Source organism: Candidatus Stoquefichus massiliensis AP9 (assembly GCF_000455285.1).
Classification (GTDB): Bacteria; Bacillota_I; Bacilli_A; order Erysipelotrichales; family Coprobacillaceae; genus Stoquefichus; species Stoquefichus massiliensis.
Window position 1 is genome coordinate 184,143 of the sequence record NZ_HG005288.1, and the last position, 16,865, is coordinate 201,007.

Below are 16,865 nucleotides of genomic sequence, written 5' to 3' on the forward strand. Positions count from 1 at the left end.
TACTTTTATTATATAACAGGGAGATACAATCACAATATTTACATCCTGTATTGGTTTTTTTAACCAATTTTTATTTTTATTTTTCTAAATATGTGATTGAACTATTTAATAATATACAAAAAATATATATAAAATAGAAATCACACCAATAAAAGTTTGATTTCTATCTATCTTAAGTATCAATTCTTACAAGTTCATGTATATTTTTATTACGATATACCAGATCATCTCTCACAGTAAATCCCATCTTCTCCCAAAAACCATTACCAATCTCATTTCTTTGAAAAACAATAAGTGCTACTTTATGAATTCCTTCCTGATCCAAAGCATCCATAGCATTCTCAACAAGTTTTCTGGCAATTCCCTGATGTCTATACTTAGGCAAAACAGATGTATGATAAATAAAGCCTCTACGTCCATCATGACCAGATATAATCACACCAATAATACATTGATTATCCTCTGCGACAAAACTCGTTGTCGAATTACGTTTTAAATATCTTTCAATCCCTTCTCTACTATCATCCACTGTATTCAACCCCATTCCTGGAGTATTCATCCATAAATCATAAACAGCATCATAATCTTTAATATTCATTGTTCTTATTTTTATCATTTTTTCTCTCCTTTTTTGTTATTATAAAATATATTATATACAGTCTATTTTCTTATTGTAATGCAAATGACATACATTTAAATCTAATATTTATTGATTGTTTATTTCACAGTTTATAATAATAAAAGTTTTTTTAAATAACGATGAAGCATCTATAGATTAAATAGAAGATATGAATCTAATCTTGATTTATCCATAGATTTTTCTTTCTTTTATTAATCACTTTAATGTGACATCCTTTAAGAATGTACTTTTCTAAATACTTCAATTCATTTTTTGTGATATGCTCATGCAATGAACTTTTAAATATATCAAACTCTTTTGTTTGAAGTGACTTAACTAAATCATCATAACTATCTTGTTGCCATTTTTCAGATAGTTTATTTTTTAAAAAAGCATGTAAATTTATTGGGAAATCATTTTCAGTAACACAATTGAATATATGTGCTATATTATTCCCACCATTATTCATAAAATCATCATATTTCATGCCTGAATAAAGTTTATCATCACAAAAGAAACTGGCTGCAGTAATAAGATGTCTATAGAAAGGTGTATTATATTCATACTCTGGTAACTGCGCTTTATGAATATACCAATCTATAGTAAATTTATCATAACCTTTAAGTGCTATATTTAAATCAACTGGTGATTTTCCTTCTTGATATATAAGAAGTTGATGACAACCTCTACAATCATTAACACAATATTGTACTATTACATATTCATTATTCTCATTTTTAAATTTTAAATCTACATATCCATATGCTTCACAATGATAATTCTCAATTGATTTATTTCTTGGTTTATTTAAAAACATATAAAAACATTGATATATCGTTGCATCATAAAACTTTTCACAATTTATTTTTGCAATAACATTTCTTTTTGAAAACAATCCCATAAAATATTCTCCTTTTCAATTCTCATTTATCAATTTTCATTATAACAAATTATTTCTTTCTATAATATACTATTTTCAGTATCTCATTCATATTAAATTTTCAAATCAAAATCTATCTAAATAAAAATAATAACTCATCTTTTACTATACTGATAATAAGAAATGCGATTCAACTTATATTGATATATCAATAAATGTAAATAATCAAAAGAAGATAATTAAAATATATTGTTTTTATAACAATCAATAAAAAAAGAAGAATTCTACATATTGAAAAATTCGTCTTTTTTACTTCTATTAACTATTTTATAGTAATACTCTAGATACTCTTCATTATTTGCACTATAAAAACATGATAAATATATACTATAATTTATAAAATCATATATATTAGAACTCTTTCTTTTGAATTTTTAATGATAATAAATAAGACGTGCTTACCATAACAACAGAAATAACAATTCCTAATATGACAAGTACACTAACATGTGATTGAAAATAAGAAATGAGTTTCATGACCTGAGATGCAAAATGATTATTTTGCATAAGATATTGAAACAATGGAGCCCCAATCGCAAAACATATAATATATGGTAAAATAGACATAATTGTAGCCTTTGAGTATTCAAATTTAAAATAGAATGGATATTGAATACTAATAAAAAACAACGCAATAACTATTGAGATTGTTAAAAATGATATTCCATGAATCCAATTCATTTTTCCATTTAAAATAAGTGATAGAATGATATATAGAATAAATGAAACAATGGCAGTTAATGCAACTATAATAAGTGAAAAAAGATATCTGCTTAAAACACTAGTAGACTTCTTTATAGGAAGCACCCCATACAATTTATGAAAATGACTTTTCTCACTTATCGAAAAGATCATATTCAACATAAAAACAACAAAAGTTAGAGTGACCATAATACTTACGCCTAGATTAACTATGATTCCTAAAATAATTGGAATAACCAAAAAACATATCATAAGTTTTGCTAAAGGTTTCATTGCATAAAAATCAAGTTTAATTAAATTTTTAAGTGTCATTGTTATTCTCCTTCCATATGGTTAATATGAATTAATATATCATCAATAGTTGCCTCTTCAATCACCATGTGACCATTCATATACTTCATATTTTTAACATCTAGTAATGCAGAAAATCCTGTACTGTTCTTTTGAATACCCATAAGATATTTCTCAATATCCTGATTTAAGTTATCTATTCCACCTTTTACTATACAATACTTTTCAAACAGTTCATCTTTATACCCTGTAAAGAAAATATTTCCATTATCTAGAATTGTTAAAAAATCAGCAATTTTATCAAGATCAGATGTAATATGTGTAGAAAATAACACACTATTTTGTTCATCTTCAATATAATGCAGTAATATATCTAATAATTCATCACGAGCAACAGGATCTAATCCACTTGTTGGCTCATCTAATATAAGCAGCCTTGCTTTGTGTGATAAGGCAACTGCTAACATTAATTTCATTTTCATACCTCTTGACAACGCTTTGATCTTTTGTTGAGTTGGTAAATGAAATTGTTTTAAATAATTCTGAAAAATATGAGTGTCCCAATTTATATAAAAAGGTGAAATAGCTGCTTCTACATCTGATATTTTCCAATCCTCTACGAAGAAGACTTCATCAAAAACAACTGCTATATCTTGTTTAAGATCATAATGCTGAATAATATTTTGCCCAAATACTTGAATCACACCCTGATCTTTTTCTAAAAGTTCTAAAATAAGTTTTATTGTTGTTGTTTTGCCAGCACCATTTTTTCCAACCAATCCCATAATATAACCTGTCGGTAAATGAAAGGAAACATTATCTAGTTTAAAGTTATCAAATTCTTTGGTTAGGTTCTTTATTTCTAAAATATTTTGATTCATTGTTCATCCTCCTCATATAAAATCGATAAAATTCCAAATAATTCTTCTTTGGATTTCTTGAGTATTTTGGCACATTTCTTTATCTCTAAAAAATGTTCTTCAATATTTTGTATAAGCTTTTCCTCTAGAACATTTTGGTTTATTTTTTGCACATAACAGCCTTTTCCTTGAACAATCATAATATAACCTTCATTTTCTAAATCTGTATATGCTCTTGTAGTTGTAATAACACTGACCTTGAGTTCTCTTGATAACTGTCTAATTGATGGTAAAAGCTCACCTTCATTTATATTTCCAGATAAGATAGCTTCTCTAATCTGTGAATATATCTGTTGATAGATAGGTTCATCAGAAGAATTTTGTATAATTATTTTCATATTATCGCTCCCAACTGATTATACTGTTTATACTCTATATAAACAGTATAATCATAATATATCATTATGTCAATTAAAACAAGAAGAAATAAGTAAAAATATATAAATTATATATTCAGAAAAAAAACAACTATTGTTTTAGATGTAAGTCGATTCCAATTTATATAGTCAAAAAAAGAATTTATATTTTGATATACCTCTTATCATTTCTTTTATAAGTTTTAAAAACTAAGAAGAAAAATGCTAAATTTCTGCGTATATTGAAATAGAAAGGTCATTTAACAATAACATATAATTATTTTAAGCAATTATATTGTAAGTTCCCTCACTTTAAACAGAAAGCAAGGTGAGTAAAATGAATACAACTTTGATAGAAAAAAATGAATATTTAGACACTATACAAATGTTTCGTCTTATTGATGATAATTTCATAGGATGTCTGCATGACTTCATGTGTTGGGACTCTCGAAAACGTTAAGAACGAAGGAATAATTGAAGGTATAATTGATCTTTTAACGCAACAAATTAGACAACAGCTATCTAAACTAACTCCTGAAATACAAATTCAATTAGAGCAATCTTTCTCTTGGCAATTGGATCAGTTAGTTATTATATATCAAGAGTGAAGAAGATATTCTTAAGGCATTAACTTGTTAGAATTGAAAAGAGATTTCATATCTCTTAACCAATTGTCTCATGAAATTATTTATTCAAATATAAACTTAATATTTATCTCTCCTATTTAATGCAGATATTATAGAAAGTAAAGAATTAAAATATATCATTATTTCTTAAATAACTTTTCATAGGATAAACATAAAATGTTTGACAATTTTCTCTACATATTACTGGTAAAATAAAAAATAATTAAGTAAAGAAAGCAGGTATAACTTATGGAAAATAAAAATAATGGCATTGTTATTGTTGTAGAATCTGGTTCAGATTTACCAAAAGAATTAGCAGAAAAATATGGAATTGTCATATTGCCTATGCATGTGATGTTTGATCAGCATAATTATAATGATGGAACTTTCCCAGTATCTCAAATTATTGATTACTATCATCAAACAAAAAAAATACCTACAACAAGTGCAACAAATGTAGGAGAATATTTACAGGCGTTCAAGAAGATTCATCAGGAACATCCAAATAAATTGATATTACATTTATGTTATTCAGCAGTCACAACTGCTACATATCAAAATGCTAAAATTGCAAGTACTGACTTAGATTATGTTTATCACATTGATACAAAATTTGTATCTGCAGGACAAACAATGATTATTTTAAAAGTAGCAAAATATATTCAATCTCATCCTGAATGTCACATAGAAGATGTCAGAAAATACGCATATAAAATTATTGAAAAAACACATATGTGTTTTTTACCTAGTCAATTAGATTTTTTAAAAGCAGGTGGACGTGTTTCTAACGCAGCATATCTTGGAGCAAATATCTTAAAATTGAAACCCTTAATTGAAATTAAAGATGGAAAACTTGTAGCAACGAAAAAATATCGTGGTAGACATATGAAAAAAATATGTTTACGTATGATTGATGATTTGCTGGATACTTCTGATTATGATATAGAAGATATTATTCTTTTGTATTCATATGGCTTAGACGAAGATATTTTAAAGGAAAGTCAAGATATTGTTAATGATTTAGGATTTCAAAATATATATTTTATTGAAACAGGTGGCGTTATTACAAGTCATAGTGGTCCAGGAGGTTTTGGGGTTGTCTTTTGTGATGAATAAGTAAGAAAACATTATGAATTGAATCATAATGTTTTCTTTAATTTTGATTTTTCATAATTGTAAGGAATACTTGTTCCAACCACAACATCCTCTATTTTATCAATGATTAACCAATCATCCATATTTCCCTGATGATCAAAGTGAAGAGGATCAATTTGTTGAACATCCTCAAACTCAACAAGACATAAGCATTCTTTATGCCAGCGTACTTTTTGTTTTTCAGATAGATTTAACTTGTGCTGATTTTCTTGTAGAATCTTTGTGATTTCATCATCAGTTAATTTGACATAATTTTCAACATTGATAACAGTTGCTTTGGCAGTAATGAGAGCTGTTCCCTTCTCCATAAAATATAACATTTCTCCAACATTTACACGACTATGAGGAATTTTACGTCCTGATGCCCCTCTAATGACCATTGTTTTTTGACCTGCTAATATTTTATCTAAAACTTTTTCTCCTTTTTTTCCAGCATTATCACAATAAACCAAATGAACCATTTTTATTCCTCCTCTATAATTGGTATCCATATTTGACTTAAATAATTTTGACTATAGACATTCCCTGCACTATACCACTCAAGTTCAGGACAAGGTGCATGTTGAAAAGGGTATTGTATTAACCACTCTTCTTGCAAATACTTCCAGCCATCACGAATGGAATAAGGAATGGGACCATAACAATCAAAAATAGCCCAAGATGATGCAAGAATAATGATTTCCTTCATGCCTATTGGAATCTCTTTATTTGAACAAACCATCATTGAATATTCAATATCATGTGTCTCTTCATTTTCTGCTGAAAACATACCAAAAATACCATGGGGATGTCTTGAATCCAAAGCCATCAATTGAGCATATGTTCCATTCATTTGACATTCACTCCAAAACTCTAATATACCTTGATAATGAGCATGATTTATTGTAGATAGTTTGATACTTTTACCAATCATACGAAGAGCGCTTTGCCTTTCAATTCGCCATGAATATTGTTGTTTTGATGAGATTTGCATTTTGGGATAAATTCTTAATTTTACATCAGACATTCTTGCTTGTTTAGGGGAGACACCATGAAAAATTTGGAAAGCTTTGGTAAATGAAGTTGGTGACTCATACCCATATTTATAACTAATATCAACAACTTTCATATGTGTACTTTTGATATCATAGCCTGCTAATGTAAGTTTACGAAAACGAAGATATTCTGCAAAACTTATACCATTCATATATGAGAAAACTTTTTGAAAAAATGAATATGAACACTCAGCTATTTGTGTAATCTCTTGAATGTCTATAGGTTCTTCATCTCTTTGTAAATGATTTTCAACATAATCAATAATTATTTGTAATTTCTCATTCCATTCCATGTCTATCTCCTTTATTTTAGGATGACACTATTTTAACATGTTTATACTTTTGATTCATCTTATTTTATGTTCTCTTAGGATAGCATACAATAAAGTTTTCTAACATGATTGGCTACTCTACTTATCACTTACAATATCATAAATATTTTGTCTTGCTTTTGTTTCAAAATATGATTTTAATTCTATATTTTTATCCCATTGTGCTTGGGGATAATTGCCATATCTTTGTTTAACATCAGCCATTCTTTCCTCAATATCTATGACACCTTCACTACCTGCTAATGCATCGCAGAGTTGGATAAGACGATCATAATCATCATATATGATGTGCTGAAGCAATGTTTTGACTTCTTCTACTTCTGGATAAGGAATATCTAATTTTCCAATATACAAATCCAAATCCTGATTCAAAAAAGAATGTGTCAAACAAACACGTGCTACCTGATGATATCCTAGTCTTTGCATATACTGATAACCATAATAAACATGACCAAGATCCCTAACAAGAAACTTACGCCCAATATCATGTAATATACCAAGAACATATGCTTTTTCATCATCCATTGCACAAACTTTTGCAATTTTTTTAGCACATTGTGCTGCAACTCGACAATGATTTCCCCATGCTCCTGGATTGATTTTTTCTGCTTCCAAAAGCAATTCTTCTGCTGTGTGACAATCTGGATACCCCCGCTCTATATTTTCAATTTCCATTATCGCTTCATGCCAGTTTGATACCCGATTCCATTCCACTTGTTCATTTAAATTGGCAGCACTATTAAAAACAATAGCTGCTATACCCTGCTGATTCGCTGCTAGGCAATTTCCAATATGATCATCAATCAATACTGATATATTTTCTTGAATACATGCTTGTGCTTTATTCATTGTACAAATCAATTGATCATATACAATTTGTCCATTCATTAATTCCTGTTTTGTGGTTTGATAAGGGTCAGTATATAATTCATAACTTCGTGCTGTAATAATGATGATTTTATGACCTAATTCACGTAACTTCTCAATTCCCCATACTGCATCTTTTTTAAAGGGTGTCATGGGAACAATTTGATCATAATAAGTTTGACAAAAACCTACTTCATCTTTCTTCCATTCTTCTGGTAAATTTCCATAAGAAATCTTTTTTTCTTTTAATTCATTTATACTTACCCCAAAATATTCAGCAACATAGGGCATAAAATAATCAAAAGAATTTGTTAATGTATCATCTATATCAATTCCTATATTCATATAATCTCTCCTTTTACATATATCATAACACAATTATGATTGTCATTCTTTATCTTCATAACAAAAAATACATACTTCTTTACGAAGTATGTACATTATTTGTATATATTGAATCCAAATTCATATGCCTGCATTAAATGATCTGTTTTATCTATTTTTTTTTGGGGGGGTTCCATTGGTATCACCACAGTCTCCTGCTAAAAGCATACCTTTATCACGAAAACCTATATAATTAATAAGTGTAAACTGATAATAGGATACTGCCTGTTCAAATGTCCAAAAATAATGATCAGCTGATGTCATGAGTAAAGCACAATCTTTGATGGGATATTTTTCATAATGACCTAGTGGTGGACATGGATCAACCTGTGCTATACAATAAAATCTTTCTATAAAAGCTTTTAATCTTGATGAAATCGTCCAGAAGTATAAAGGGGAAGCCAAAACAATAAGATCAGCTTCTTTGATCTTAGAAACAAGATCATTGAAGCAATCTTTTTGAATACAAAGTTTTTCATAACGACAAGCATTACAGCCTAAACAACCTTTGACTTCATTTTGAATAAGTGAAATAACTTCTACATGATGTCCTGCATCACACACACCTTTAGAAAAAGCATCTATTAACTGAGCAGTGTTACCTCTTGCTCGTCCACCACCTTGAACAATAAGTATTTTCTTTACCATAAAATTATTCTTCATCTATACGTTCAATTTTAAAAATTACTGGTCTCGTTCCATCATTACAACAGGCAATCATCATCTTCTCATCATTTGTCCAGCCTTCCATAATAGATCCACCCTGAAGACCAGCATAAATATAACGACTGATTGCATCCCATGCTTCACTACAGAATTTTCCATCCAACATATGCATGAAATCATCTCTTCCATTGCCTCTTTCTAAAATAAACTCTTGCCCAACTTCAAAGATTGGACATGGTCCTGACTTAGGATCAGCTAAATATTCAGCCTGTAAATCTTCATAGCATTCTTTTCTCATAACTGTTAATTTGACTTTAGCCACGCTCTTCACCTATTTCTAAATCCTCTCCATTACTCACAATCACATTTTTATACCAGTAAAAGCTCTTCTTTTTATATCTATTTAAAGTTCCATGACCTGCATCATCTTTATCAACATAAACAAAACCATAACGTTTTCTCATTTCACCCGTACCAGCAGAAATTAAATCAATACAACCCCAAGGTGTATACCCTATAATATGAACACCATCTTCTTCAATTGCTTTCTTCATTTCTATAATATGTTCTCTTAAATAATCAATACGATAATCATCTAAGATAACACCATCTTTTCTTTCATCAATTGCACCTAATCCATTTTCAACAATAAATAAAGGTAACTCATATCTTTCATACAGCTGATTTAAAGCAATTCTTAGTCCTACTGCATCAATCTGCCATCCCCATTCACTTTGTTTTAAATATGGATTGACTACCGATGTTGTCATATTCCCTGATGTTGTATTTTGTTTAGGATCACTGCTAACACATGAACTTGTATAATAACTTAAACCAATATAATCTACAGTTCCATTCTTTAAAATATCTTCATCACCTGGCAATATTGGTAATTTGATATGATTTCTTTTATATTCCTGTGATTTATAATCAGGATAATGTCCACGACACTGAACATCACAATAGAAATGACGTATCTGATTATCTTTCATTAATTTAAGTTCATCTTGAGGATGACATGTTAAGGCATAAGCAGCAGTATAAGCTATCATCATTCCTACTTTCATATTGGGGTTGATTTGATGAGCTTTTTGAACTGCTAAAGCACTTGCAATAAATTGATGATATGTTCCTATAGCTTTTGATTGGTCGTCATTATTTAAAAGACCACCAGCATAGAGCGGTAAGATTTCCATATTGTTAATCTCATTAAACGTCATCCAATATTTGACTTTATGCTGATATCTTTTAAAGATGACTTCACAATAGCGAACATAAGCATCTACACACTGACGATCAATCCATCCGCCATATCTATTTGTTAAATCAAGTGGTATTTCAAAATGAAAGATTGTTACAACTGGTTCTATTCCATATCTTAAACATTCATCAAAAACATCATCATAAAATAACAAACCTTTTTCATTAGGTTCTTGATCATCACCATGAGGGAATATTCTAGTCCAGTTTATAGACATACGATAACATTTGAATCCCATTTCAGCCATCAATGCTATATCTTCTTTAAAGCGATGATAAAAATCACTTGCAATATGTGTAGGATAATCTTCATGATCATGACACTCTAATATTGCTCCTGTGGTTAAAGTATCATAAGGAAAACAGTGTGTGAACCCTTTTGTCCATCAGGTAATGTATAAGTCACACGTCGCTGAATATTATTTCTTCCATCACCTTGTGTGACAACATCTGCACTGCACATTCCTTTACCATCTTCTAAATAAGCTCCTTCATACTGATGAGCTGCTGTTGCCCCACTCCATAAAAAATTATCTGGTAAACTCATTTTATTTGCCTTCTTTATCATAAAAATCATGATACATTTTTAATGCTGTATCTAATACTTTTGCACCATTCGTCGTTCCATAATCACGCATATCAATGACTGCTAAAGGAGCCTTATCTCCTACAACATCCTGGGCATTTTTAATACATAACGCACTTGTGGTCCTAACAAAAGAACATCAAACTGTCCCAAATGAGCTTCAATACTTTTTTCTGGAATTGCATCAACAGAGATTTCAATACCTCTCTTATCTGCTTCATCCTTCATTTTATTCATCAACAAACTTGTTGACATTCCTCCTGCACAAGCTAATAAAATTCTGATCATTTTTTCTTCCATTTCCCTATGTTTCGCATACGGACACAAATATTGCATAAAAGTCGTTTGTTATTTTGACAAATAACAATCTAAAATATTTGTATATTTCCTTAGTATTTATTTTTTTGCTAAGCGTTTTTAACAAATGTTATTAATATTTGTTTTTATCACAAATATTTTCTTTCACACTTATCACCTGTTTTTATTTTAACATAATAAAGTGAAAAATATGTGAAAAGGTTATCCTTTTTGGATAACCTCTTACTCATTAACGAATGAAATTAGTATGTTTCTTTTCATTAACTGGTTTCTCTATTCCATTTTGTTTGCCTATTTCTATACATTTAAGTAACCATGCCATATTTTTACCTAAATTATACATTGTTTGCATTCCTTCTTCATCTTGAATAACTTCTTCAGCATTATTTCCATGAACTTCATTCCAATATGTTGAAGAAACAATAGGCATTTGATTAATTGTAAAATATTTGTTGAGAACATCAATAGATGCAATTGTACCTGCACGTCTTGCACTGGCAATAGCTGCCCCTGGCTTATGTGAAAAATATTTTCCTCCAGAGTAGAAAACACGATTCAAAACATCGAGAATTCTGCCACTTGGATGGGCATAATAAACTGGTGTACCAAACACAAAAGCATCAGATGTTTTAGCTTTATCAACCAATATATTCACTCCATCATGGAAAACACACTCACCAGTTTCACGACACTTTCCACAAGCAATACAATCACTATAAGACTGATTCCCTATCCAATGAATATCTGTTTGAATGCCTTCCTCCTCAATGGCTTTAGCGACCTCTTTCAATGCTGTATAAGTACATCCATATTGATGTGTACTTCCATTAATAAGTAAAACTTTCATTTTCTCACCCTCCATCTTTATTTTATTATAAACCTTTTCAAATTAGAATACAAAAATATTAACAAATCAATCATATCTGTTATACTTATAATAAAGAAGGTCGATAACAATGTCACAAATCACAAAGAAAGCAATGGCATCATCATTAAAGAAATTATTAGAAACAAAAACTTTATCTAAGATTACTGTAAGTGATATTACAGATGATTGTGGAATCAATCGTCATACGTTTTATTATCACTTTCAGGATATTTATGATTTAATTGAATGGATTTATAAAAGTGAAACAGCAAAAGTACTACAAGAACATGATACTTATGATTCATGGCAAGAAGGAGTACGTGCTTTGTTTCAATATGCCATAGAGAATAAAAATTTTGTAGAAAACACATATCATTCTATTAGTAAAGAATATTTGATTGACCATCTTTATCAAGTTACATATAATTTGTTGATTCATGTTGTTGAGGAACAAGCACAAGGTATACATGTCGATACAAAACATAAAGAGTTCATTGCTCATTTTTACAAATATGCTTTTGTTGGAATGGCTATTGATTGGATTGATCAAGGAATGAAGAGTGATTATGAAAACATAATCACTGATTTGAGTACTCTTATTGAGGGAGACTTTCATAAAGCATTATTGCGTTTTGAAAGAAAATATTAGACAAACATCATGTTTTGTGATTATTTTTACCAATATATGGGGAGTGGTTAAATTTTAGCCACTCTCTTTTGATTGTCCATAGTTACAGATGAATACATCATATATAATGAAATCAGATAAACAAAGGAGGAATAATATATGTATTATAGTCATGGTAATTATGAGGCTTTTGCAAGGCCTTTAAAGCCTGTTGGAGTAGACCAAAAGTCAGCATATCTAGTAGGAAGTGGTTTAGCTTCTTTATCAGCTGCTTGTTTTTTAATTAGAGATGGTCAAATGAAAGGTCAACATATTCATATTCTAGAAGAAATGGATTTACCTGGTGGTGCCTGTGATGGTATATATAATCAGGAAAAAGGATTTATTATACGCGGTGGTCGTGAAATGGAAAACCATTTTGAATGTTTGTGGGATTTATTTCATTCTATTCCATCAATTGAAACAGAGGGTGTTTCTGTATTAGATGAATATTATTGGCTGAATAAAAAAGACCCAAATTATTCATTAATGCGTGCAACAGTCAATCGTGGTCAAGATGCCCATACTGATGGAAAATTTTCTTTATCTGATAAAGCAGCAATGAGTATTATGGAATTATTTATGACACCAGATGAGAAATTATATAATAAATCAATTACTGATGTTTTAGATCCTGAGTTCTTTGAATCAAACTTTTGGTTATATTGGCAGACAATGTTTGCTTTTGAAACATGGCATAGTGCTTTAGAAATGAAATTATATATTCAACGTTTTATTCATCACATTGGTGGTTTACCAGATTTTAGTGCTCTTAAATTTACAAAGTATAACCAATATGAATCACTTATTTTACCAATGATGAAATATCTTGAAAAACATCATGTCCAATTTCATTATCATACGCGTGTACTCAATATTGAATTTGAATTCAATCAAGATCAGAAACAAGCCAAACGTATCATTTGTTTACACAAAGGTGAAAGAGAGTCTATTGATTTGACTGAAAATGATTTAGTTTTCATAACCAATGGAAGTTGCACTGAGAATTCTACTTTTGGTGATAATGATCATGCACCTATTATGAATACAAAAGAAGGTGATGGTGGCTGCTGGCAGTTATGGGAAAATATAGCTAAGCAACATCCAGATTTTGGTCATCCACAAAAATTCTGTGGAAACATTTCAAAAACAAATTGGGAATCTGCTACCGTTACAACATTGGATGATAAGATTCCACCATATCTTGAAAAGATATGTCAGCGTGATCCTTTCTCAGGAAAGGTTGTTACTGGTGGAATTGTAACTGTGAAAGATTCTCATTGGCTCATGAGTTATACATTTAATCGTCAGCCTCATTTTAAAACTCAACCAGATAATCAATTGGTTGGATGGATTTATGGTTTATACACTGATGTCCCAGGTAATTTTATCAAAAAACCTATGAAAGACTGTACTGGTATTGAAATTTGTGAAGAATGGCTTTATCACATGGGTGTTCCAGAAGAACAAATCGAAGAAATGGCCACTCATTCAGCAAGTACTATTCCATGTATGATGCCTTATATCACAGCTTTCTTTATGCCACGCGAGAAAGGTGATCGCCCTTTCGTTGTCCCTGAAGGAAGTGTCAATTTTGCATTTATTGGACAATTTGCTGAAACTACTAGAGATACAATCTTTACAACTGAATATTCTGTAAGAACTGGTATGGAATCTGTTTATACTCTATTAGATATTGATAGAGGTGTTCCTGAGGTTTGGGGATCTTGTTATGATGTGAGAGATTTATTAGATGCAACCTCTAAAATGATGGATGGTAAAAAATTAGAAGATATTCATTTACCATTTATTTATAAAGTTGTAGGCAAAAAAGCCCTCAAGAAATTTGAGGGAACCATGGTAGAAGAAATGTTACAAAGATATCATTTAATCTAAACGGAAAATCATAATTTTCCGTTTTTTTCTTTCATAACATACATTCTTTGATCAGCCATATGAAGAAGTTCATTAGCCATTTGAGCATCTTTAGGATATTCTACCCATCCATAACTGACTCCTCGAAATACGACTGAAGGTTTTGATAAAATAAAATCAATCTTAGAAAGACTTTCTAAGATATATTCAAGATGACTATTACTATCTAAAATTATAAATTCATCACCTGAAATACGAAATGCACAATCTTTATCAGCAATGAATTGAATTTTTCTTGAAAAAGTAATCAAATACTGATCACCAACCAAATGACCAAATTGATCGTTAATGCCTTTAAAATTATTTAAATCAAGATAAATTAAATAAAATGATTGTTTTTTATGAATCAATTCATCTATGCTTTTACTAAAAGCAATACGATTCCCTAATCCTGTTAAATTATCTTTAGCCACCTGCATTTCTAGCGAACCAATTTCACTACGATTTTTTAATATATCAAAGATTAAATGAAATTGAAATATAACTGTTAATGAAACAACAATCATTGTTGCTATTTTTAATATAGCACTATCATTAAAGACAAAATGTAAATTAATCAAAAAGGCCAATAAAAACCATGATAAACTAGCCTGTCTTAAATATTTTTGTATACTTTCTTCCGAACAGTCAAGCAAATAAATATAAACATTTGAAATAAATCGATTGACATAATGGTATGTACAAATGAATAAAAATGTTTCAACAATCACAACAACCAAATAAGGATTTAAGGAAAAAGGAAAATGCATGAATTGCATAGAAATAGAAAAAACAATTAAGGTATAAATCCATACTGAGCATATCACAATAAAATGTCTTGTTGTATTTCCTTCAAATAAAAAATGAAGTGGTATAAGATAAAAGAATCCTAAAAGTGTAAATAAGCCATTCCCATTCCCATAGATTCCTAATATTTGTATGATTTTGACACCAATAAAAATTAAAATCATTGTATAAATAGATATTACAAATAATATTGTAATCAATGAATAACGTCGTTTTACATTTTTACTAAATATATACATATTCATCATGATGATTTCTATGACACCAATCATCTGTATAATAAATTCCATCTCCCCTACACCTCTATTCATTTCAATTCCTGAAATACTAAATTCATATCTTCCACAATTTGACTATCAATTTTATTCATAGAAGCCATATTCCGCATAATCTCAATTGATTTATCATGGGATAACGCTTCTTTATATGGACGATTTTCAGTTAATGCCTGATAAATATCACAACATGCCATCAAACGATCATTAAAATCTAAATCATCAGCAGTTTTACCAAAAGGATACCCACTGCCATCTAGTTTTTCATGGTGAAAAGATGACCAATGAACAATATTCCCTAACTCCATATCATTCAATATCTTATATGTATAATAAGCATGAGTCTGCATATAAGTATATTCCTGATCTGTTAATTTAGCAGGTTTTTCTAAGACATCCCTATCAATAACCAATTTTCCAACATCGTGCATTGCCCCTGCAAAAAATAATTCTAACATTAAATCTTCATCATATTGATAATAAAGAGACATTTGCGCTGCTTTTGTCGCAACACCAATGGAATGTGATTTGGTATGAGGTGACTTATTATCAATAATACGCGCAAACAAACGACAAATTGCTAACATTTCAGATTGTGTAAAATTATGATATTGATTATGGATATTATGTTCTAACAATTCATCAAGATTTTCTAAACATTTTTGAATATGTGCATATGTGATTGTATCAAAGAATGCATCTAAAACAAGAGATGAAAATTGGATATCTTGTAATTCTTTCAATTCATGACACATCATATTAAATTCTTCTTGAATCATTTGTGATAAATGGTAATGAACATCTATATAATCAATCAAATGAATTATCTGTGCTGCAAGTGGTGTTTGCTGAGCAGTCATTTTAAAAGGACCTTTACCATTTGCCATTTCATGATGATATTTTATAATGTTTTTTGCTTTTTTGAAAAAAGGAATATAAGAAATATTTTCTTCACCAGCGAGACAATGTATTTTTAAAAACTCATTTTCTTCCATACTGTCACCATATTTATAATATTCAGTTAACCCATTATCATGAAGAATAGCACAACCAATCAAATCATTCATTTCTTCATCATTAAATTGAAAATATTCTCCTAATAACATTGAAAAATAAGCAACACGTTTTCCATGAAAACTTGTTGTTTTAAAATAATCTTGTTCAACACAATCTAAAGCAAATGAAAAAGCAAATAAAAAATTATTAAAACATAATCTCACTCAACATCACCTCTTTGTTATTATACATGAATCATACCCATTCTTAAACCAAAACAAT

General features: G+C 29.5%; 16 protein-coding genes and 2 pseudogenes. 3 read left to right on the forward strand and 15 right to left on the reverse strand.

Going from position 1 to position 16,865, the window contains the following annotated elements; translation table 11 throughout:
• Positions 1–172: 172 nt before the first annotated feature.
• From BN350_RS08745 to BN350_RS08765, 5 genes are all read right to left on the reverse strand, one after another.
• On the reverse strand, positions 173–616 hold the full coding sequence (locus BN350_RS08745; RefSeq protein ID WP_196802957.1) for a GNAT family N-acetyltransferase: 444 nt from the start codon (positions 614–616) through the stop codon (positions 173–175).
• Positions 617–794: 178 nt separating this feature from the next.
• Positions 795–1,520: a hypothetical protein gene (locus BN350_RS08750; RefSeq protein ID WP_028043259.1), complete on the reverse strand. Its 726-nt coding sequence runs from the start codon at positions 1,518–1,520 to the stop codon at positions 795–797.
• A 390-nt stretch (positions 1,521–1,910) separates the two neighbouring features.
• Positions 1,911–2,573, reverse strand: a complete 663-nt coding sequence (locus BN350_RS08755) for an ABC-2 transporter permease (RefSeq protein WP_028043260.1) — start codon at positions 2,571–2,573, stop codon at positions 1,911–1,913.
• A 2-nt stretch (positions 2,574–2,575) separates the two neighbouring features.
• The gene (locus BN350_RS08760; RefSeq protein ID WP_028043261.1) at positions 2,576–3,433 is read right to left on the reverse strand and encodes an ABC transporter ATP-binding protein; all 858 of its coding nucleotides are present in this window, start codon (positions 3,431–3,433) and stop codon (positions 2,576–2,578) included.
• Positions 3,430–3,810, reverse strand: coding sequence for a GntR family transcriptional regulator (locus BN350_RS08765; RefSeq protein WP_028043262.1), 381 nt, complete (start codon positions 3,808–3,810; stop codon positions 3,430–3,432). The genes BN350_RS08760 and BN350_RS08765 overlap by 4 nt, the downstream gene beginning before the upstream one ends.
• 893 nt (positions 3,811–4,703) lie before the next feature.
• On the opposite strand from BN350_RS08765, the gene BN350_RS08775 reads away from it, so the two are divergent.
• On the forward strand, positions 4,704–5,570 hold the full coding sequence (locus tag BN350_RS08775; protein WP_028043264.1) for a DegV family protein: 867 nt from the start codon (positions 4,704–4,706) through the stop codon (positions 5,568–5,570).
• A 23-nt stretch (positions 5,571–5,593) separates the two neighbouring features.
• On the opposite strand, the gene BN350_RS08780 is transcribed toward BN350_RS08775, so the two are convergent.
• The 8 genes and pseudogenes from BN350_RS08780 to BN350_RS08815 all read right to left on the reverse strand — a co-directional run bounded on the left by BN350_RS08780 (position 5,594) and on the right by BN350_RS08815 (position 11,903).
• Entirely contained in the window at positions 5,594–6,070 is a 477-nt protein-coding gene (locus BN350_RS08780; protein ID WP_028043265.1) for a hypothetical protein, read from the reverse strand.
• A gap of 2 nt (positions 6,071–6,072) precedes the next feature.
• On the reverse strand, positions 6,073–6,936 hold the full coding sequence (locus tag BN350_RS08785) for an AraC family transcriptional regulator (RefSeq protein WP_028043266.1): 864 nt from the start codon (positions 6,934–6,936) through the stop codon (positions 6,073–6,075).
• A 117-nt stretch (positions 6,937–7,053) separates the two neighbouring features.
• Positions 7,054–8,187 carry an HD domain-containing protein gene (locus BN350_RS20960; RefSeq protein WP_196802958.1) on the reverse strand — a complete coding sequence of 378 codons (1,134 nt, stop codon included), beginning with the start codon at positions 8,185–8,187 and terminating at the stop codon, positions 7,054–7,056.
• A 147-nt stretch (positions 8,188–8,334) separates the two neighbouring features.
• The gene (locus BN350_RS18845; RefSeq protein WP_231385256.1) at positions 8,335–8,874 is read right to left on the reverse strand and encodes a flavodoxin family protein; all 540 of its coding nucleotides are present in this window, start codon (positions 8,872–8,874) and stop codon (positions 8,335–8,337) included.
• A gap of 4 nt (positions 8,875–8,878) precedes the next feature.
• The gene (locus BN350_RS08800) at positions 8,879–9,214 is read right to left on the reverse strand and encodes a TIGR04076 family protein (RefSeq protein WP_028043268.1); all 336 of its coding nucleotides are present in this window, start codon (positions 9,212–9,214) and stop codon (positions 8,879–8,881) included.
• Positions 9,207–10,699: pseudogene (locus BN350_RS18850) on the reverse strand (family 1 glycosylhydrolase). The gene BN350_RS08800 and the pseudogene BN350_RS18850 overlap by 8 nt, the downstream one beginning before the upstream one ends.
• A gap of 1 nt (position 10,700) precedes the next feature.
• Positions 10,701–11,026, reverse strand: a pseudogene (locus BN350_RS18855) (PTS sugar transporter subunit IIB).
• A gap of 259 nt (positions 11,027–11,285) precedes the next feature.
• Entirely contained in the window at positions 11,286–11,903 is a 618-nt protein-coding gene (locus BN350_RS08815) for a flavodoxin family protein (protein WP_028043269.1), read from the reverse strand.
• A 109-nt stretch (positions 11,904–12,012) separates the two neighbouring features.
• Here BN350_RS08815 and BN350_RS08820 point away from each other — a divergent pair, with 109 nt between their 5' ends.
• Positions 12,013–12,573 carry a TetR/AcrR family transcriptional regulator gene (locus BN350_RS08820; protein WP_028043270.1) on the forward strand — a complete coding sequence of 187 codons (561 nt, stop codon included), beginning with the start codon at positions 12,013–12,015 and terminating at the stop codon, positions 12,571–12,573.
• Positions 12,574–12,711: 138 nt separating this feature from the next.
• The gene (locus BN350_RS08825) at positions 12,712–14,487 is read left to right on the forward strand and encodes an oleate hydratase (RefSeq protein ID WP_028043271.1); all 1,776 of its coding nucleotides are present in this window, start codon (positions 12,712–12,714) and stop codon (positions 14,485–14,487) included.
• An 8-nt stretch (positions 14,488–14,495) separates the two neighbouring features.
• Here the strand turns inward: BN350_RS08825 and BN350_RS19975 are convergent, their stop codons facing one another.
• Positions 14,496–15,602, reverse strand: a complete 1,107-nt coding sequence (locus tag BN350_RS19975; RefSeq protein WP_049945540.1) for a GGDEF domain-containing protein — start codon at positions 15,600–15,602, stop codon at positions 14,496–14,498.
• Positions 15,603–15,619: 17 nt separating this feature from the next.
• Entirely contained in the window at positions 15,620–16,807 is a 1,188-nt protein-coding gene (locus BN350_RS08835; RefSeq protein WP_028043272.1) for an HD-GYP domain-containing protein, read from the reverse strand.
• Positions 16,808–16,865 lie beyond the last annotated feature (58 nt).